Below are 18,202 nucleotides of genomic sequence, written 5' to 3' on the forward strand. Positions count from 1 at the left end.
TGTGAAGAAAAACGGTTTTACACTAGTAGAACTTATTATAACCATATTGGTTATTGGGGTGCTGGCGGTAACCGCCGCACCTCGCTTTCTTGGTAGCGACACCGAAGAAGCCATTGCACTTCGGGACAGAGCCCTTCAGCTAGTGCGAAATATGCAGCTTCGCGCCATGCAAAACGTAAAAGACAGCAGCTGCGTGAAAATAACGAGTACAGTTATTGCTCCCCCCGCTGGACACGACTGCGCAAATGCTCTTTCCACTGCTTTTGACGACGACCAAGTTATCAATGCTTCTAATACTGATTTCACTTTTCAAACTGCAGATGAAAACGGCGATAGTTTTTCCCAAATTCAGTTTGACGGGTTTGGCCGACCAAGCAATATTGCCTGCTCAACTAACTGCAAAATTCAAATAAGTTCCTTTACCATGTGTTTGCAAAGTGAGGGAGCCATTTATGCGTGCTAACGGGATGCTCCCTACGCGTAGAAAACGCAGTGAAGGCTTTACTTTATTAGAGCTCGTAATTGGTATTGTTGTATTCACTATCAGCTTAACCATTGTGCTATCGCTTATTGTGCCGCAAGCTGAACAAACGGCTGAGCCATTTCGCCAAGTAAAAGCTGCTAAGTTAGGTCAGTCGTTAATGAACGATATTCTAAGCCGCTCTTATGATGAAAACAGCGACCGAAGCCCCCCTTTTGAAACCTGTAATGCCAAAGGAAATTGCTCAACAACCCTTGGTCCTGAAGAGGCGAGTGAAGACGACTATGACGATGTTGACGATTACAACGGCTACGTAGTGAATAATGTGGGCGGTAACTATAATAATTTTGGTTTTGCGGTAACGGTAGATTACGACAGTGACTTAGATGACAGTACGCCCACTGACGGTCAAACGTTCAAGCGTATTGATATAGCAGTGACTGCTCCAGACGGCCAAGTCTACAATTTCAGTGCTTATCGAGGGAGCTATTAATGTTTCCATGCAAAGCACAGCGCCAGCGCGGTTTTACACTTATAGAGCTTATTTTGGTGATCACCATCTTAGGCGTAATTAGTGTATCTGTAGCGCAAGTGATTTCTTTAAGTGCGCAAATCTATATAACAGGCGCAGAGCGTACTCGCCTTGTTTCAGACGCGCGCTTTATTATATTGCGACTGGAAAAAGAGCTGCGCAATGTGGTACCCAACTCTGTGTCATTCGATTCGAGTTTAGGATGCCTCTCATATTACCCTATCAAGGAAAGCGGCACCTACGTTGGTGATGCATTCAATAATCCCATGCATGTTGTGGTGTTCAATAGCCAATTGAGCGTGAATGATACCCTTGTTATCTACCCGACAAATCCGCAGAGCGTGAATGATAACGGGCGAACAATAGATACTATTGCTGATGCCGCTTTCGAGCCGACTAGCGATAATCAATATGATCTCACGCTTAGCGCCGCGAACACACAATCCTCTCCAGGCAAACGCTTCTTTGTTCCTGAAGCGCAAGTGACAGTATGCAGAACATCTTCCGCTCAGGGAGAGCGTTTAATCAGAACGCAAGGTGCTACTTCCGGCATTATTGGTACTAATGTAGCGGCGTGGAGCGCGAACGTAATAACCGCAGGGCTACGGCAAAATGGTCTTATAGAGCTGCAAATGACCTTAGAAAGCAGTGATGATGAGCAGATATCCGTTGTACACGAGGTGCACTTCCCTAATGTGCCATAAAAAAACGCGACCAACCTTTTTTCATAGTAAAAACCGACGGCCCGCCGGTCTATGTAGTTCACCTGCTCGGCAAAAAGGTTCTACAACGATTGTTGCGATCATTATAAGCATTGTTCTTTTAGGGCTTGGTATTGCGTTATCTAATCAAATTTCATCAAACATCCGTCAGCAATCCATTGAGTACTATGGTGCTCGCGCTTATTTGGCCGCACAAAGTGGAATGGAAGTCGCGATTTCGAGACTAATTAACGGGAATAACCCCGCGTGTTCCGTTATTACTCAGCCAGTAATTATTAATGCAGCTAACGTGCAGAATTGTGTTATTACGCTATCTTGTGAAGTAGAGACCGAGGTCGAAGAGCCAGAAGTAGCCGCTGGTGAAATTAGGGTTTATGCGTTAGGTGCGGAAGCACAGTGCAGTGCAGGCCAACTTGAAACCTCCAAACGCGTTCTTGTTGAAGTGAGGCAGGAAGAATAATGACATTTCGTATATCTCTTGTTCGAGCCCTTTTTATTGGGATGTTATCTGTATTGGCAATGCCCGTGTTAGCTGTCCCTCAAATCGAAGGTAGGTTCATCGAGCTTCAAAATACCTACAATAAAGCAGAGTGGACGACTATAAGCTTTTCGCAGGTGTATGACGAGCCTCCGGCCGTATTCATGCTATCGACCAATCAGGGGAGTAACCCTGCTATCGTTAAAATTCGCAACGTGACCAGAACGGGCTTTGAAGCATTGCCCCTTGAGCCCTCTGGTGAAGATGGCCCTCATATCACTATGGGAGGTCATTACCTAGCGATTGCCTACGGCGTTCACGAATTCCCTGACGGCGATATTGTTGAGGTAGGAAAAATGGAGCTGGATGCTACTACCATCCAAGCTGCTACCAATTCTCCTTGGTATTTTCCAACAGGACCATTAGTGCCTGGTACTGAAGATGCGCGATACGCAGAAGTGCCTCTTCAGACAGATTTTGGCGAGCAACCCGTTTTCTTCCACTCTATTCAAACTGTTAATAACCAAGTTGACGTAAATGGCAAGAAACCTCCCAATGAACATCTACTGCCATTCCTAACCATTGCAGCTAAATATGAAGCGCAATCATACTATATAGCTTTGGAAGCGTCAGAAACAGATTATGAACCTGTAACACAGCCCGAGACCGTTGCTTACATGGCAACCACGGAAGGGTTTGACCGCAGGTTCTTCGACGACAATGGTGTAGAGGTAGTCTGGGAGGCTGACTTTGCAGACGTGCGCATTCAGGGGTGGGACGACGGCTGTTTTCGAAATAACTTTAAGAACTCTTATACGCAAACCCCATTGGTTGCTGCCAGTAAGATCAGCCGCAATGGTCAAGACGGAGGGTGGCTGCGCAGTTGTCAGGTAAACAAAAATAGATTGGGGCTTCGCGTTGATGAAGACCGAAGTTTAGATTCAGAACGTAATCACGCCGAAGAAGATGCCAGTATTTTAGCCATGACATCAGAATTTGTGTTCAGCGGTGAAGTGCCAAGTTGTGACGTGGCATTCCCTGGAGCGGTAGCAGCATTTGGCGGCTCGGCTATTAATCTCCCCGCTAATAGCCGTATTATCGATGAAAACAGCGGCGTACTAAGTGCAACGCAATTAATCCCCGGAGGAACAGCTGGTACAGCAGGTTATCCTAAGTGTGGAGAGCCGGCTGTTGACTGTACCGTAAATAACACAGACTCACTGACCGAGTCACAAGCCAGAGCAATACCTAGCATCACTGTTGATGACAGCGGCCCCGAAATAGCAGCCGGTAATTTAGCAGGGGATTACTACTTCAGCAGGCAAAATGTGCTGATGGCAGCGGGTAACTATAACGTCGTAGCCCCTACACGCATCTATATTTCCGATCCAGGTACAAATCCAATTGGCGAGCCAACCCGCTTCGTTATGGCTAATGCCAACGTTACTGTTGCTGATGGTGCTTACCTAGCAATTTATGTAGACGGCGACGTAGTTATTGATGGCTCTAACCCTAACGCCTTAGTTATTGCAAAAGGTTCGGTCACATTCGCTAATGTTGGTGATGAAACCATCATTGGTCGTTTTAATGCTGGTGGAGGAATTGAATCCGTTTCTTCAACAACGGAAACTCTTCCAGCACCTCTTAGAGTTACTGCAAACGAAGTACCGAATAATATTCCCGGCATATGTGGTCGTGAGGTTATCGAAGTACTTAATCACTATCGCTATGAATTAGCGGACAACAAAGGCAGTAGCTGTGCGGCTAAACAGATAACGCTTAAGGCTTGTGCAGATGTGAATTGCGATCTCATCTACTCTCAGCCTTCAACGGTTAATCTGTCTCCGCAAAACAATGCTAATTTTCAGTGGAGCGGAAATGATGTCGTCTCTTTTACTGGACAGATTTCGTTAGCGCTAGACAGCTTGAAAGGAAACGATACAAAGCTTGCAACACTAGGCGAAACGCCATCAAGTCAGCTTCGCTGTTTTATTGGCGGAAAGGATGTAGGTATTGAAGGGTGTAAAATTGACTTCAAAGACGATGGTCTAGTGTTTAAAAACCTTACAGACAACACCGCCACTATTGTAACCCAACTATCTGGCAAACCATCAGATCAAGGCTTTAATAGTAAGACCTATGCTGTCGAGGCCTGTGGAAATTCAGAACTCTTAAAAAATAAAATAGTGGATGTGGATCTTAACTACAATTGCGCAAGTTCCAGCAATTGCTCGAATAAAATGGCCTTTTCAAATAACACCAATACGTACGAACTTGGGTTATCAGCAGAGACATTTGCGCTGCAGTTTGACGCAAATTCTCGGGCGGAGTTCACGGTTCAGTATCCTGACGCGGGAGAATTGTCGCTTACAGGAACAATCACTGACAGAACCGCCATAACGGGCTCTTCAAATATCTTTGCAGTTCGCCCATTTGGGTTTGCTATGGACATCTTAAATGACAGTGCTACGAGCACTAATCCTAACGGGTATGCAACGAACGCGAATGGTTCATTGCTAGCGCGCACGGGAGAAGACTTTGTATTAGGTCTTCGCACTGTGCAGTGGGTTGATGGCGAAGATGCTAATAACGATGGTGTACCTGATAATTTCGCTGATTTAGCCAATAACAACACAGCCGAACACTATTCAGGTAGTGTCACTCTAACGCCTCAACAAACTTTGCCATCAGGCGGAACCACGGGGTCATTAAGCACTTCCAGTGTTAACTTTGATAACGAAGGTAAAGTTGACCTGGCCGTAAATTATGATGAGGTTGGCACTATATCTATTGCGGCGCAAAGCACGTATTTAACAAATGCTACCGTGCTAGGGCAGGTAGATAATGTGGGTAGGTTTGCGCCCTCTAACTTTTCTCTAACTGGAGACGTAGTAGCGGCATGTACTGCCAGTGATGGGTTTAACTATTTTGGCCAACCTATTGATGAGGTTAGCTTTACACTTACTGCCCTTAATCAAAATGGCAACCGCACTGTGAACTACTACGATGGTTTCGACAAGCTAACAAGCCTTACGCTGCAGGTAGAACACGACGGAAGCCTGCTAGATCGTTTAGAGAATATAAACACGATTTCATGGCCTCAAAGCGGGACTACAGGTCAAATCACTTTTTCTGACAATGACATAGTATTTAGTCGTTTGGGGAGCGCAGCACTCGACGGAGCATATATGAATGCGTCTATTGCGCTGGTGGCTGATAGTGGACAAATTGAGAACGCAAACTTTAACGGGCTTTCTTGCACGGGTTCCTGTGTTGATGATTTTGGTGATGCGATCAACTTCGCCTATGGCCGAGCCACGTTAATAAACAACTACGGCGCAGCAGATGAAGACCTACTGTTACCACTTCGTATCCAATACTGGGATGGTCAAACGTGGCGCATAAACACGCACGATAGCTGCACGGATTTTGCACACGCTAATATAGGTGATGCCTCAGGTGAGCTAGTTTCTTCTGAAGACGGAACCTTAAGTGAAGGTGCGTATACCACCGGGCAAGGCATGCGTTTATCATCGCCAAACGGGGCGGGTAATTATCCTGTGACCTATACCCCTGATACATGGTTGCTCTGGGATTGGGATGGGGATGGCGAAGCTGACAACCCGCCTAACGCCACGCTAACCTATGGTGTTTACCGAGGGAACGACAACATTATTTACAAGCGCGAGCAAATCAACAATTAGAAAAGCAAGGGCCAGGTTTGGTCGTAACGCGGTGCGTTAAAAACACCATCGCGACCTCAATACAAAAAGACCTGGCTAATCGACCAAGGTTTTTGAACCTTCCGTTTTTTGTAAGGTCATTAGTGGGTCTAAAGTAGGAATCAATCGATTAACGCGTAAGTGCTATGCCTTTATGGGGCAGTCGCCGAATTTGCTTGTTAATAAAGTAGTTATTTTGGCTCTAAGTGACAGCATCACTTGCCCAAAATTGCCCCCATTGTTAAAGTGTGCGAATAAATATCGACTTCACGTTAAAGCGTCGCCATCTCACCTTTGCAAATACGCGTTAACACAGAAACAGGAATACACACTTCATGTTTAAAAAGCTTCGAGGCATGTTCTCTAATGATCTGTCCATCGACCTCGGAACAGCTAACACGCTGATTTATGTAAAAGACCAAGGTATTGTTCTAAACGAGCCTTCAGTAGTAGCTATTCGTCAAGAGCGCGCAGCCGGGCCGAAAAGTGTTGCGGCAGTAGGTGCAGAAGCTAAGCGAATGCTTGGTCGTACACCAGGTAATATACGCGCTATCCGCCCGATGAAAGACGGTGTTATCGCCGACTTTTACGTGACTGAAAAAATGCTTCAGCACTTTATTAAGCAAGTGCATGATAATAATTTCTTGCGTCCTAGTCCTCGTGTATTGGTATGTGTACCTTGTGGTTCAACACAAGTAGAACGCCGAGCTATTAAAGAATCTGCTTTGGGTGCGGGTGCGCGAGAAGTTTACCTTATTGACGAGCCAATGGCTGCGGCAATCGGTGCAGGCTTGCCTGTATCAGAAGCGCAGGGTTCTATGGTGGTAGATATCGGTGGTGGTACTACCGAAGTTGCTATCATTTCACTAAACGGCGTGGTCTATTCATCTTCTGTTCGTATTGGTGGTGATAAGTTCGACGAAGCTATCATTAACTATATTCGTCGTAATTTCGGTTCTCTTATTGGTGAAGCTACTGCTGAGCGTATTAAGCACGAAATTGGCGCGGCGTATCCAGGCGAAGAGGTTCGTGAGATTGAAGTTCGTGGTCGCAACCTAGCAGAAGGCGTGCCTCGCGGGTTCACGCTAAATTCAAATGAAATTCTTGAAGCACTTCAAGAACCGCTAACGGGTATTGTTTCTGCCGTTATGGTGGCGCTAGAGCAGTCTCCACCAGAGCTTGCTTCTGATATTTCTGAACGCGGTATGGTACTTACCGGCGGTGGTGCACTTCTTAAAGATCTAGATAGGCTACTTATGGAAGAAACGGGTATCCCAGTGGTTATCGCTGATGATCCGTTAACCTGTGTAGCACGCGGCGGTGGTAAGGCTTTCGATATGATTGACCTTCACGGTGGCGACCTGTTTAGCTACGAATAAACAGGAAAGGCAACCGTAAGGTTGCCTTATTTGTATCATGGATACTATTTTTACTCGCGGCCCTTCTCTAAATATCAGGCTTACGCTGGCGCTTGTGTTGTCAGTAACACTGATATTTGTTGATCACAAAATGGATGGCTTCAAATCTACGCGGGTGTACCTCAACTCTTTGATGAGCCCACTTCAATACATTGCTAACCTCCCCGGGTTAATGCTAAGCGAAAGCGCCCAGCGCCTTACCTCTAAAGAACAGCTACTGGCTGAAAATCAAAAGCTGAATAATCAACTGTTGCTAATGAGCGAAAAACTCCAGCAGTACGATGTTATTGCAAAAGAAAATGCTCAGCTTCGCGAACTGCTGCAAGCACCCGTGCGCCTATCTTCTAAAAAGATGGTTGCCGAGCTGATGGCGGTAGATAAAAACCCCTATAGTCAGCAGGTTGTCATCAATAAAGGGGCGATAGATGGGGTATATCCATCGCAACCGGTTCTTGATGAAAAAGGTATTGTGGGTCAGGTGATGGAAGTGGGGTCAACCAACAGTCGTGTATTGCTGATTGCTGATGTGACACACGCCATCCCAGTGCGCTCCCTTCGAAATGATATCCGCTTTATTGCCACCGGCAGCGGTGCGCTTAACGAGTTATATCTTGAACATGTACCGCACAGCGTAGACATTCAGGAAGGCGATACCCTTATTTCATCTGGGCTGGGTAAGGTATTTCCAGAAGGTTACCCTGTGGCAACAGTTAAACAGGTAGTGAGAGATGAAAGTCGTCCCTTTGCTCGGGTGATAGTTACACCAATGGCGAATTTAGACAGACTTCGTCATCTTTTGCTTCTATGGCGAACGGATGATTCATCACAAAAGTCTGACACTGATAAGGATGAAAAGGTAAATACACCTGCTACGAGCGAGGAAGAGTCTTCAGATGCGTAAACGTAACCTCGTTATTTGGTTAAGTCTGCTAGTGGCGCTGGTACTGCAAATTGTTCCTTTGCCCTCTCAAGTAGATGTGTATCGCCCTGACTGGGTGCTAGTTGTGCTCGCATACTGGAGTATGGCCTTGCCCCATAGGGTAAATGTAGGTGTGGCGTTTTTAACTGGTGTTGCTATGGATGTGCTGGTTGGCACAACGCTGGGCATTCACAGCTTCGGTTTAAGTATTTGTGTTTATGTATTGGCTGCTAATTACCAAAGGCTAAGAAATTACTCTGTATGGCAGCAGGCAATTATCATTGGTCTACTTGCTTCGCTATATCATTTATTAACGTTTTGGGTTCAGCACCTCTTGACGGATATCTATTTCCAAGTTGATTACTTGTGGCCAGTTTTGACGTCTATGGTGCTATGGCCCTGGGTGTTTTGGCTGCTTAGGCGCACGCGTAGACAACTATCAATTTCTTAATGTGAACACCTTCACGATTAAACCAAAGGTAAGCCAATGACAAAATCGGTAGTGTTAGCGTCAGCCTCACCACGACGCACTGCTTTGCTCAAGCAAATGAACATAGCCCATACAATACAACCTGCCGATATTGACGAGTCGCCTCGTGACAATGAATCACCGATGGAGCTTGTAGCAAGGCTTGCTACTGAAAAAGCCCAAGCTGTAAAGGCGCAGCTAGTGTCTCAGGGCGCAATGACGAAAGACAAAGTCATTTTAGCCAGCGACACCCTGATATCGTTTAACGGGCGAAGTGTGGGTAAACCTGAAGATAAAGCCGACTCTAAACGCATTCTTACCATGCTTTCTGGTAAAACTCATGATGTACTTACGGCTATTTGTGTACTCGATGACTCTCAGCAACAGACCCAAGTCATTACCACATCTGTGACTTTTGCAGCATTGACGGATGAGCAAATTGACGCATACTGGGAAACAGGAGAACCTGCTGACAAAGCAGGGAGTTACGCTATTCAGGGTATTGGTGGTGAATTTGTGGTCTCTATCAACGGTAGTGCAAGTGCCGTAATAGGTCTACCGCTATACGAAACCCGCCAATTACTTAATGCATTTGGACTGAATGAATTTGGAGTAGTATCGTGAGTGCTGAACTGCTTATCAACGTTACCCCGTCAGAGTCACGGGTGGCGCTTATTGAAAACGGAATACTGCAAGAAATTCACGTAGAGCGTCATACTAAACGGGGTTTAGTTGGCAATATTTATCGTGGAAAAGTAAGCCGTGTATTGCCGGGAATGCAGGCGGCATTTGTCGATATTGGCTTAGAAAAAGCGGCGTTCTTACATGCCTCTGACATCGTCATTCATAATGAAATTGCTGAAGAAGTCTCGGCAAGTCACATACAGAAGCAGGACATTCGTGAGCTGGTGCGTGATGGTCAAGATATTGTGGTTCAGGTGGTAAAAGATCCCATCGGTACCAAAGGTGCACGCCTTACCACAGATATCACTATCCCTAGCCGTTATCTGGTTTTTATGCCTTCGGTAACTCACGTGGGTGTATCTCAACGCATTGAAGAAGAAGCAGAGAGAGACCGCTTAAAGTCGCTGGTTCAAGAGTTTTGCGATGAAAACGGCGGCTTTATTTTACGCACGGCTGCCGAAGGTGTGGGTAAAAATGAGTTGCAGTCAGACGCCGCGTTTTTGCGAAGACTGTGGGATAAAATTCAGTCTCGCATGAAAAAGCGTAAGTCGAACGTGCTTTATGAAGATTTACCGCTTGCACGACGGGTTCTACGCGATTTTGTAGGCACAGAGCTAGACAGAATTCGTATCGACTCGAAACTATCATTCAATGAACTTCACCAGTTCACCAAAGAGTACGTGCCTGAAATGAACGGCAAGCTCGAATATTACCCGGGTGATAGACCTATTTTTGATTTGTATGATGTGGAAAACGAAGCGCAGCGTGCGCTAGAGCGTCGCGTGGACTTGAAATCGGGCGGCTATTTGATCATCGATCAAACCGAAGCCATGACCACTATCGATATCAATACGGGTGCCTTTGTTGGTCACCGTAATTTAGAAGAAACAATTTTTAACACGAATATTGAGGCGACGCAGGCGATTGCGCGTCAACTAAGATTGCGTAACTTAGGCGGTATGATCCTTATCGACTTCATCGATATGATTGAACCAGACCATAAACGACGTGTCTTACATTCATTAGAGGTGGCGACGAACAAGGACAGAGCCAAAATAAATATTCACGGTTTTACAGCGCTAGGGCTTATTGAAATGACCCGTAAGCGCACCCGTGAAAGCATTGAGCATATACTGTGCGGCGAATGCCCGGTGTGTAAAGGCCGAGGCACAGTAAAAACTATTGAAACTATTTGCTTTGAAATTATGCGTGAGATTGTAAGGGTGAATCGCGCCTATGACGCAGACAAGTTTGTGGTTTATGCCTCACCAAAAGTGGCAGAAGCCTTAATGGGTGAAGAGTCTCATATGCTGGCGGAACTAGAAGTATTTGTGTCTAAACAGATCAAGGTCCAAACCGAAACACTGTACAATCAGGATAAGTACGACGTCGTCATGATGTAATGCATTAACGTATACGAAGGCAAAATGTGACAAATTTTTCGTCGGTAGCCGCTTATCTACTCAAGAAGTTTTGGCTGCTAATTGCCGTATTGCTTGTACTTTTCGCGCTTGTTTTGAGCGCTGCACGCTATGCTCTGCCGCATATTGAGCACAACAAACATTTGTTGGAAAATTATATAAATGAGCAGTATGGTGTAAATCTATCCATTAAAAGTGTGCATGCAGTTTGGCAGCGCAGCGGCCCCAGCATTGTGCTCAATTCCGTGTCGCTGGCTAAAAGCGATGCATCTCCTGTGGCATTGGACATCAGACAAATCTACGTTGAGCTAGATTTTTGGGAATCGCTACGCCATCAGCTTATTTCATCCAATCGCTTTGAACTGCGGGGTTTAAAACTCGATATTGATGCCGATCGCCTGTCCGGTGACGGTAAAAATAATTTTCCCGTGGTTAAAGCCCTTGAGCGACTTTTCCTAGAACAACTGCAAAGCTTTTCGCTAGAAGACGGTGTGGTTTCCGTGACCCACCTCAACGAAACCAATTCTTTCGATATAGAGAGCTTATCCTGGAACAACCATAAAGAGAGGCACCAAGGGTTAGGACAACTGAAAGTTGCAGATTTAGCTGCTAACTCTGCGTCTTTCATTATTGATATAACGGGTACGCGAGAAGAGTTTGAGGGCGTGTTCTACGCCAAAGCCGAAGAACTTGATATTTCTCCTTGGGTAAGCGACCTAATAAAAACTAAGCGCCCGTTAGCCCAAAGTCGTGCAAACTTTGAGGTATGGACGAACTTTTCTCAAAGTGAAATTACGAGTATACAAGCCGAACTAAGTGAAAGCCTTTTAGAGTGGGGAAGTGGCCGTGCGAAAACCGTAACCGGCATCAGCGGTGGTAGCTTACAGGCGTTGCCTAACAATGGAAGTAAACAAGGCGGGTGGAATGTGAGAGTTGACCAGCTTGTGCTTGCCTCAAGTAATGAAACTCTAACCACAGATCTTATTGGTAGCATTAGTGCAAACGGTGATGTGCTAATAAACACCATGAAGCCCCTGCAAATTAACCCGTTTTTACTGTTATTACCTCTTTTTATGGATGATACCAGTGAAGAGGAAATACGTGGGCTAAATCCAAAAGGCGAGTTAGCCACGTTGCAAATACAACTGCACAATGGCCAACCGTCTTTGGCCGCTAAAGTGCTAGATGTGCAGTGGGATAAAACAGACAAGGTGCCAGGCCTTTCTTCCCTCAACGCCGAACTGTTTTGGTATAAAAATAATGGCGCCGTTTACTTAGAAAGTCAGGATAGCGTGTTAAGCGCTGATGGTGTCATAAAAAAAGACATTCATATAAACCAGTTCAAATCGCGTTTTTATATTTATCCAGAGCAAGCAGGCCAAGCAGCAAAGCAATGGATAGTAAAAGGTAGCGACATGCTACTAGATAGTGATGCTGTTAATTTGCACCCGCAGTTTAAACTGAATACGGCCACGGGGTTAATGTCACTGTATGTCGATGTGAGCCCGCTGGCTTTAAATGAAGTGAGTAGCCTGTTTCCGACTTCCCTAATGGGAGCTAATACCGACAAATACCTCACTCGCGCGTTCACTGGAGAAGGGCAAATTACAAATGCTCGTGTGCTATGGCATGGCCGTACAAGTGACTTCCCCTTTCAAGACAATACCGGCATCTTCCAAGCTTATGTTGATATTAAGCAGGGAGATTTTCTTTTTGCGCCTAACTGGCCTGCGCTCAATGACTTAGATTTATCTTTGTTTTTTGTGAACAATGCCTTAGTGATGGAAAGCCCAAGTGCAACCCTTGCTGATGTGAAAATAAGCAATATGTCGGCTGCTATACCTAGCTTTAAACCTGGTGCTCGCTTGAATATCTATGCCACCGGTACAGGCTCTGGCGAGGCGCTTACAGCGCTAATGATGGACTCATCCCTTAAAAATTCGCTAGGTAAGGTATTAAATGATGATGTGCAAATTAGTGGGCCGCTGTCTGCTGACATTAAGTTAGATATACCTTTTAAAGGCAAGGATGTGGTGGCATCGGGTACCGCGCATTTATCTGACAACCCTGTCTATATCACAAAAACTAACATGCTGTTTGATAAAGCGTCGGGTGATGTGTCATTTACTAATGGAGATATAGATGCAGGGGCTCTTACCGCGCAATTTCTTCAGCAGCCGGTAAATTTGTCGCTGTCTGGCAGGCAGAGCGACACCTACGATCTCCATGTAGAATTAGGTGGGCGTTGGCATGTACACCCGCTGGCTAACTATGTAAACACGGATCTTACCACGTACATCGATGGTGAAAGTGATTGGAACACCAAAGTAGATTTAACGCTTTCTAATAGCGGGTTTAAATACTCTGCAAATCTCTCGGCAGATTTAACGGCAACACAAAGTATATTACCTGCTCCTTTTGATACTGCAGCCGGTACTAGCTTACCTCTACAGATAATCAGTACTGGCGATGGCAAAGCATCGAACGTCAAAGCTACGCTTGGCAGTAATATCCGCTTTGACGGTGTGCTTCCCCACAAAGAAATGCAGTTCTCGCGGGCGCACTTGGCCTTGGGTGAAAGCGATATTGCCAATATTGGAACAGGTTTTAGTATCAGTGCAAATTTAGCTCAAGCCGATGTACAAGAGTGGTTTACCACAATCGATATGTTGCTTTCTGGTAAAGGGAAAGATGCGGGTAACACCTATACGCAAACTAATGCTCAACCATCTATCGATTCAGAAGCTCCTGAAGCCAAGCGCACAAATTTGTTCGGCACACCGTCGCGTATATTTGCTAAAGCCGACATGCTTAATTTCGCTGGCCATAGCATTAAAAAGGCAGAATTGAATGCCACCGAGCGCAATAAGGATTGGATTTTAGACCTAGCCTCTCCCCAGGCTAGAGCGACCATTCGCATCAACAGCGATTTAGATGAGCAAGGCATTGAAGTAAATGCCGACTACTTATCGTTAGATAAACCTATTGAGCCTGAGGTATCAGCGACAGCAGATAACAATAATGACGCCGCGGTAGCCACTACTAACTCTGTTGCAAGCAACGAAGATGAGTCTCCTTATAATATCGACCCCAACACGCTGCCGCCCATTTATTTTTATTGTCAGTCTTGTGGCGTGCATGGTATTGATTTAGGTGAAGTAACGTTAGACGTTGCGAAAGAAGATGACGGTCTAGCCATTCGCCAGCTTTTAGTGAAATCTGATGAAAGCAACGTAACCGCTACGGGCTATTGGAAGCATGTAGGCGGCGAGGTTAAAAGCGCGTTAAACGGTACCTTAACGTCTCCAGATGTGGGGCAAATGCTAAAAGAGTATGGCGTTGAATCGGGTATTAAAGATTCTAGTGCAAACGTGCAGTTCGACATTAACTGGCCAAATGCACCAATGGACTTTGGGTTTGAACAGCTTAACGGCAACGTAGAGTGGTCACTGTCTGATGGTTATCTTACGGAGTTGAGTGACAAGGGGTCGCGAATATTTACCTTGTTCAGCTTAAACTCGTTAGTACGAAAGCTAAGCCTAGATTTTCGTGACGTTTTTGCCAAAGGCTTTTTCTACGACGACATGGGCGGCACCTTAAGCATTGTTAACGGTAAAGCGTATACTGACGATACTGAAATTGACGGCGGCGCTGGGGAAATAGAAATTACCGGCTTCACCGACTTGAATACGGGTGGATTAAATTACAACGTGTCGTTCGCGCCCAATGTAACTGGGAACCTTCCGTTTCTTGTGTATTTCTTAGCAACGCCGCCCACTGCATTAGCTGCCCTTGCCATTGACCAAGTGTTAACCTCTGCGAAAGTTATTTCAAATGTGAACTATCGCGTAACGGGTACCATAAAAGAACCTAAGTTCGATGAAGTTGAACGTAACAGTAAAGACATTAGCTTACCTGCCCAAAATGTGCCTGTTCCAGAGAATCCGCAAGACAGGCCATTAACGGATGATGACGTACGCAGGCTGAAAATGGAGGTGATCGATGGTTAATTTAGTAGCACTACAAATGACTTCTACGCCAAATGTAGAAGAGAATCTCGATACAGTTGCAAGCGAAATGGCGGCGGCCAATATTGAAAAGGACAGTTTAGTGGTGTTGCCAGAGTGCTTCGCCTGCTTTGGTGGCAAAGACAAAGGTCAACTCGACGTCGCTGAAGTAAAAGGTGATGGTGCAATACAGCGCCGTTTATCCTCACTTGCTAAGCAGCACCAATGCTACATAGTGTCAGGAACATTTCCGGTTAAAACGGAAAACCCCGATAAGTTTTCTGCTGCATGCATGTTATTTGGGCCAAGCGGCGAACTTTTGGCTGACTATCGTAAAATTCATATGTTCGACGTATCGGTAAACGATAACACTGGCAGCTACAAAGAGTCGGCTACCACTGAAGCGGGAAGCGAAGTCGTCACTGTTCAAACGCCAATAGGCAACATTGGGCTTGCGGTGTGCTATGATGTACGTTTTCCAGGGTTATTTACTGCAATGGGCGATATCGATATTTTGGTGTTGCCTGCGGCCTTTACCCAGCGTACTGGAGAGGCCCATTGGCATGCGTTGTTGCAAGCCAGAGCCATTGAAAAACAGTGCTTTGTGGTAGCGCCAAATCAAAGTGGCGTTCATGCTAACGGTCGCGAAACCTATGGGCATAGTATTATCCTGTCGCCTTGGGGCGAAACCCTTGCCGAACAAGTCTCTGAAACAGGGCTGGTATCGGCAAACGTAGATATTGCAGCAAGAGAAACCATTAAACAGAATATGCCGGTTGCCGAACATAACCGATTCAGGAGTCATTTTGTCTAAATCTGTTGAGCGTCATTTATTATCTGACTCAGGCCTAGATATTACAAAGCTAGAGAGCGCGCTAGCGACCATTCATCGCCACGACACCGACTATGCCGATTTGTATTTTCAGTCGAGCCAACACGAAAGTTGGGTTTTGGAAGACGGTATTATCAAAGAAGGCAGCTATAACATTGAGCGCGGCGTAGGCGTGCGTGCTATTAGCGGTGAAAAAACGGGCTTTGCTTATTCTGATGAAATAAGCGAAGAAGCGTTAACTAAAGCGTGCAAAGCGGCCCGTGGTATTGCGCCAAGTGGCGGCACCCAACAAGTTGCGGGCTTAGCGCACAAGAGCGTTGAAGCACGCTATGCCGAAAATAATCCTATTCTTGCGATGCAAGATGCCGAGAAAATTTCATTGCTTAAAGCAGTAGATGCTTATATCCGTAAGCAAGAGCCGTCTGCCAATCAGGTGGTAGTAAGTTTAAGCGGCGTATATGAAGAAATTTTAGTTGCTGGTAGCGACGGTACGTTGGCCACAGATATTCGTCCGCTAGTGCGCTTAAATTGCTCAGTATTGCTAGAACAAGGTGATAGACGCGAGCGCGGTTCAGCGGGGGCTGGCGGGCGATACGCTTACTCATTCTTTAAGCAAGATGAAGATGGCAAACCCTATTATGAGCAACTCGCCGATGATGCACTTCACATGGCGCGGGTTAACATGCAGGCAGTAGCCTCACCTGCAGGCGCTATGCCTGTGGTGTTAGGTAACGGTTGGCCTGGTGTTTTGCTTCACGAAGCTGTAGGTCACGGTCTTGAAGGTGACTTTAACCGTAAAGGTGCATCAACCTTCAGCGGTCGCATTGGCGAGCGCGTAGCCGCCAAAGGTGTAACGGTTGTTGATGACGGTACATTAAGCGACCGTCGCGGTTCGTTATCGGTTGATGACGAAGGCACGCCGACCGCACATAACGTGCTAATTGAAGACGGTATTTTAAAGGGCTACATGCAGGATAAACACAACGCCAAGCTAATGGGCGTTGCACCTACTGGAAATGGGCGTCGTGAATCTTACGCTCACTTGCCTATGCCTCGTATGACCAATACTTACATGCTGGAAGGTGAGCACGATCCGAAAGAAATTATCGCCTCTATTGATAAAGGGATTTATGCGCCGAACTTCGCTGGCGGTCAGGTAGATATTACCTCTGGTAAATTCGTTTTCTCTAGCGCTGAAGCCTACCTTATCGAAAACGGTAAAATTACTGCACCAGTGAAAGGGGCAACCTTAATTGGTAACGGCCCTGAGGTTATGCAAAAAATCTCAATGATCGGTAACGACACTGCGCTAGATAAAGGCGTGGGTGTGTGCGGTAAAGACGGTCAAAGCGTACCAGTAGGTGTAGGCCAACCTACGCTTAAAATTGACGAGCTAACAGTGGGTGGTACGGCTTAACAACTCGCTATTTCAGTGGCTTACATAATCGTAAGCCACTACAGTTTTTCGGTCTAGATAAAAGGAATTATCGATGATTATCCGCCTATTAAAATGGCTTAGTTTCACAGCACTGCTACTAGTGCTCTCTGTTGTAGGATATGCTCTCTTTATTCAGCTTTCCTTTGATAGCACAAAACCTATTGTAAACTATGGCAGTGTAGACACAGAGCTTTTTACAGATGAGTCACAAACCCGCCCCCTACTTGTTTATTTTGGAGGCAGCGAAGGTGGCAATAGTATGTCGAAGGCTTCTAATTTATCTGAAAGAAATCAATATTTAGATGCAGGGTATGCCGTTCTCGCGGTAGGGTATTTTCAGATGCCAGGCTTACCTGAAGAACTTGATCGTGTATCACTAGACGCAATTTACGAAAAAGTATTAGAAGCTCAGCAATTGCCCTTTATTAAATCTCAGTGTGTAGCAGTAATGGGAGGCTCTAAAGGGGCAGAGTTGGCTTTGCTACTAGCGTCAATGTATCCCGGCATCAACGGTGCTGTTGCGTTTGCAGGTAGCCATGTTTCTTTTGCAAGCCCCTCTTTCAAGACAGGAGCGTCTACCGCTTCGTTTCAACACAATGGACGTGACATCCCTTTTGTTCAAATACCAAATAGCGCTATCCCTAGCATGCTTACCGGAGATTTTCGCGAAGCATACAAAATTGCGCTTGAAGAAGGGGGGAAGGACATAGTTAACGCAGTAATTCGCGCCGAGTTTATAAAGGGGCCAGTATTACTAGTCTCTGGTGAAAACGATCATGTTTGGCCATCTGCAGAAATGTCAGAGAAAGTCATAAAGCGACTTGAAGAAAACAACTTTGCTTATCCTTACGAGCATATTATGGCACCGGGCGGTGACCATTTTGTGCCTCAAAACGACTATCACGGTCACGCTATTACTTTTTTAGACAAACACTTCAAAGCTAGCTGCCGACAAGAAGATGGCAATTAAAGTGTAAAAAACAACTTAAATCAGGAATAAGTAAATAGCTGCTTATACTTCCTGCTTGTCGTTTCCAATGTTTACGAAAAAGCAGGCTCCCCATGCTGAGAAGCCGTAT

General features: G+C 45.8%; 14 protein-coding genes. All 14 read left to right on the plus strand.

The features are described 5' to 3' along the window. Position 1: 1 nt before the first annotated feature. The 14 genes from ACXAGK_RS18270 to ACXAGK_RS18335 all read left to right on the plus strand — a co-directional run bounded on the left by ACXAGK_RS18270 (position 2) and on the right by ACXAGK_RS18335 (position 18,093). Complete coding sequence (locus ACXAGK_RS18270) at positions 2-463, plus strand: type II secretion system protein (protein WP_474857334.1); 462 nt, start codon at positions 2-4, stop codon at positions 461-463. Continuing rightward, entirely contained in the window at positions 453-974 is a 522-nt protein-coding gene (locus ACXAGK_RS18275; RefSeq protein ID WP_474857335.1) for a type IV pilus modification PilV family protein, read from the plus strand. Before ACXAGK_RS18270 ends, ACXAGK_RS18275 begins: the two co-directional genes overlap by 11 nt. Further along, on the plus strand, positions 974-1,717 hold the full coding sequence (locus ACXAGK_RS18280) for a type II secretion system protein (protein ID WP_474857336.1): 744 nt from the start codon (positions 974-976) through the stop codon (positions 1,715-1,717). Before ACXAGK_RS18275 ends, ACXAGK_RS18280 begins: the two co-directional genes overlap by 1 nt. Next, positions 1,707-2,195 (plus strand): pilus assembly PilX family protein, encoded by a 489-nt coding sequence (locus ACXAGK_RS18285; protein ID WP_474857337.1) that lies wholly within the window; start codon positions 1,707-1,709, stop codon positions 2,193-2,195. The genes ACXAGK_RS18280 and ACXAGK_RS18285 overlap by 11 nt, the downstream gene beginning before the upstream one ends. Then, positions 2,195-5,917, plus strand: a complete 3,723-nt coding sequence (locus ACXAGK_RS18290) for a DUF6701 domain-containing protein (protein ID WP_474857338.1) — start codon at positions 2,195-2,197, stop codon at positions 5,915-5,917. Before ACXAGK_RS18285 ends, ACXAGK_RS18290 begins: the two co-directional genes overlap by 1 nt. A gap of 353 nt (positions 5,918-6,270) precedes the next feature. Next, on the plus strand, positions 6,271-7,314 hold the full coding sequence (locus ACXAGK_RS18295; protein ID WP_118490596.1) for a rod shape-determining protein: 1,044 nt from the start codon (positions 6,271-6,273) through the stop codon (positions 7,312-7,314). A 37-nt stretch (positions 7,315-7,351) separates the two neighbouring features. Further along, positions 7,352-8,254 carry a rod shape-determining protein MreC gene (gene mreC, locus ACXAGK_RS18300; protein ID WP_474802717.1) on the plus strand — a complete coding sequence of 301 codons (903 nt, stop codon included), beginning with the start codon at positions 7,352-7,354 and terminating at the stop codon, positions 8,252-8,254. Then, entirely contained in the window at positions 8,247-8,723 is a 477-nt protein-coding gene (mreD, locus tag ACXAGK_RS18305; protein WP_474802715.1) for a rod shape-determining protein MreD, read from the plus strand. The genes mreC and mreD overlap by 8 nt, the downstream gene beginning before the upstream one ends. A 36-nt stretch (positions 8,724-8,759) precedes the next feature. Next, complete coding sequence (locus tag ACXAGK_RS18310; RefSeq protein ID WP_474857339.1) at positions 8,760-9,365, plus strand: Maf family protein; 606 nt, start codon at positions 8,760-8,762, stop codon at positions 9,363-9,365. After that, positions 9,362-10,828: a ribonuclease G gene (gene rng / locus ACXAGK_RS18315; protein ID WP_474802711.1), complete on the plus strand. Its 1,467-nt coding sequence runs from the start codon at positions 9,362-9,364 to the stop codon at positions 10,826-10,828. Before ACXAGK_RS18310 ends, rng begins: the two co-directional genes overlap by 4 nt. Positions 10,829-10,854: 26 nt before the next feature. Then, complete coding sequence (locus ACXAGK_RS18320; RefSeq protein WP_474857340.1) at positions 10,855-14,856, plus strand: YhdP family protein; 4,002 nt, start codon at positions 10,855-10,857, stop codon at positions 14,854-14,856. Continuing rightward, positions 14,849-15,667, plus strand: a complete 819-nt coding sequence (locus ACXAGK_RS18325) for a carbon-nitrogen hydrolase family protein (protein ID WP_474857341.1) — start codon at positions 14,849-14,851, stop codon at positions 15,665-15,667. Before ACXAGK_RS18320 ends, ACXAGK_RS18325 begins: the two co-directional genes overlap by 8 nt. After that, complete coding sequence (gene tldD / locus ACXAGK_RS18330) at positions 15,660-17,102, plus strand: metalloprotease TldD (RefSeq protein WP_474857342.1); 1,443 nt, start codon at positions 15,660-15,662, stop codon at positions 17,100-17,102. The genes ACXAGK_RS18325 and tldD overlap by 8 nt, the downstream gene beginning before the upstream one ends. Before the next feature lie 73 nt (positions 17,103-17,175). Then, a complete protein-coding gene (locus ACXAGK_RS18335; protein WP_474857343.1) occupies positions 17,176-18,093 on the plus strand; it encodes an acyl-CoA thioester hydrolase/BAAT C-terminal domain-containing protein in 918 nt (305 codons plus the stop codon). The last annotated feature ends 109 nt before the right edge of the window (positions 18,094-18,202 follow it).

The organism is Alteromonas sp. ABM1_013 (genome assembly GCF_056160505.1).